The organism is Polaribacter gochangensis, from assembly GCF_046224025.1.
GTDB lineage: Bacteria > Bacteroidota > Bacteroidia > Flavobacteriales > Flavobacteriaceae > Polaribacter > Polaribacter gochangensis.
On sequence record NZ_JBJXRF010000015.1, the window covers coordinates 1 to 279 of the forward strand.

The following is a 279-nucleotide window of genomic DNA, read 5'->3' on the forward strand; positions in this document are numbered from 1 at the left end:
TTTCTTGTCTCTGCACCCAACAATGTATTCAAAAACATTGATTGGTAAAATGAAAGAACACAACGCGAAAGCCTATTTGGTAAATACTGGTTGGAATGGAACCGGCAAACGTATTTCTTTAAAGGATACACGTGCTATTATTGATGCCATTTTAACGGGCGAGATTGATAAGGCTGAAACCATGCATAGTCCCTATTTAAATCTTACTATTCCAAAAAAATTGGAAGGAGTGAGCGATATTTTAGATCCAAGAATCACTTACAAAAATGTATCTGATTG

The 279-nt window shown here is 35.5% G+C and carries 1 protein-coding gene; it reads left to right on the plus strand.

Features of this window, described 5'->3' with window-relative positions; all coding sequences use genetic code 11:
* A partial coding sequence (locus tag ACEWL1_RS12105; protein WP_409233559.1) for a phosphoenolpyruvate carboxykinase (ATP) occupies nt 1-279 on the plus strand: 279 nt, incomplete at both ends.